Raw genomic sequence first — 1,314 nt, 5'->3', positions numbered from 1 at the left:
CGTCATCCCCGCCGCCCCGCCCACCGCCGGGCACCCGGGCGGGCGGCGGCATAGGGTCGGACCCATGGCACGTGCAGCGAAGAACCCGCCGCCGATCGCGGTGTTCGATCTCGACGGCACCCTCAGCGACACCCGCCACCGCCTCCACCACGTGGCCTCCAGCCCACGCGACTGGAACGCCTTCTTCCGCGAGGCGCGGCACGACCCGCCCCTCACCACCGGCATCGACCTGGCGAGGGAGTGGGCCACCCGCTGCGAGCTGGGCTACGTCACCGGTCGCCCCGAACGCTGCCGCCGGGACACCGAACGCTGGCTCGCCGAGCAGGGCCTGCCGGTCGGAGAGCTGTGGATGCGGCGCGAACGCGACTTCCGCCCCGCCCGCGTCGCCAAGGTCGAGCTGCTGCGCTCACTGGCGCGCGAGCGCACGGTCGAGATCGTCGTGGACGACGACATCCAGGTCTGTGCCGCCTACCAGGCGGCCGGCTTCGAGGTGCTGCGCGCCGACTGGATGGAGGGCGCCCCACTGCTCCGCCGGGTCCAGGAGGGCGGCCGCACCTGACCCCGCCCCGCCGGGCGGACGGCCCCGGTCAACCGGGGTGAGAAGCACTCCCGGGTCTTGGTATTGTTGTCCTCGTCGCCGCGGCCGAGCCGCGGAGGACGCACCGGTCCGGGTGGCGGAATGGCAGACGCGCTAGCTTGAGGTGCTAGTGCCCTTTATCGGGCGTGGGGGTTCAAGTCCCCCCTCGGACACCACACAGAACCCCAGCTCAGCTGGGGTTTTCTGCGTTCTGCGGGCCCACCGCGACCGGCCGTCACCCGGCGGGGGCGGCGGAGGACCCCGAGGGCGCGGCTCGGCGGAGACGACCGTCCGCGCCCGCGTCGGTCTCGACGCGGGCGCGGCGGATGTCAAGTGCTCCGCGCGGGCCTCGGGTAGCGGGCGGACAGCGCGTCAGATCTTGGTGAAGCAGAGGGTGTAGTTGGAGCCGCGCCGCTGCCGGAACTGGATGCCGTAGTCGTAGGAGGGGCCGCACTCCTGGCCGCTGCCGTCCAGCTTCTCGCCGCGGCGGTACTCGGCCTCCGGGGAGTCGCAGTCGACGGTCTCCGGGCGGGGGCTGCCCTCCGGGTCGTGGATCTTGACGCAGTCGCCCTCGCGCGGGTTGTTCTTCCGGTCCTCCACCTCCGCCTTGGAGGGGCCGCCGTCGGCGGGGGTGCGGTTGTGGTCGTAGACCCACCAGCCGACGCCGCCGATCAGCACGGCGGCGAGCACGAACACGATGAGTTTGTGCAACGGGCCCGGCTGGCGCTGCCGGGGGC

At 73.3% G+C, this 1,314-nt stretch carries 2 protein-coding genes and 1 tRNA gene; 2 read left to right on the top strand and 1 reads right to left on the bottom strand.

Annotated features, from left to right (window positions below; translation table 11 throughout):
• The first annotated feature begins 64 nt into the window (after positions 1 to 64).
• Together GL263_RS26645 and GL263_RS26640 are read left to right on the top strand one after the other, a co-directional pair.
• Positions 65 to 559 carry a phosphatase domain-containing protein gene (locus GL263_RS26645; RefSeq protein ID WP_182858295.1) on the top strand — a complete coding sequence of 165 codons (495 nt, stop codon included), beginning with the start codon at positions 65 to 67 and terminating at the stop codon, positions 557 to 559.
• A gap of 106 nt (positions 560 to 665) precedes the next feature.
• Positions 666 to 753 (top strand) — tRNA-Leu (locus GL263_RS26640).
• Positions 754 to 949: 196 nt separating this feature from the next.
• On the opposite strand, the gene GL263_RS26635 is transcribed toward GL263_RS26640, so the two are convergent.
• The coding region (locus tag GL263_RS26635; protein WP_228456852.1) for an LppU/SCO3897 family protein at positions 950 to 1,314 on the bottom strand (365 nt) is incomplete at its 5' end.

This window comes from Streptomyces durbertensis, from assembly GCF_014156695.1.
GTDB lineage: Bacteria > Actinomycetota > Actinomycetes > Streptomycetales > Streptomycetaceae > Streptomyces > Streptomyces durbertensis.
Note: the sequence above shows the minus strand (reverse complement) of the source record. Positions and strands in the feature narration are given on the sequence as shown.

What these genes read in the sequence shown, in the direction of transcription:
- GL263_RS26645 (WP_182858295.1), top strand. Translation starts at nt 65, where the DNA reads ATGGCACGTGCAGCGAAGAACCCGCCGCCGATCGCGGTGTTCGATCTC.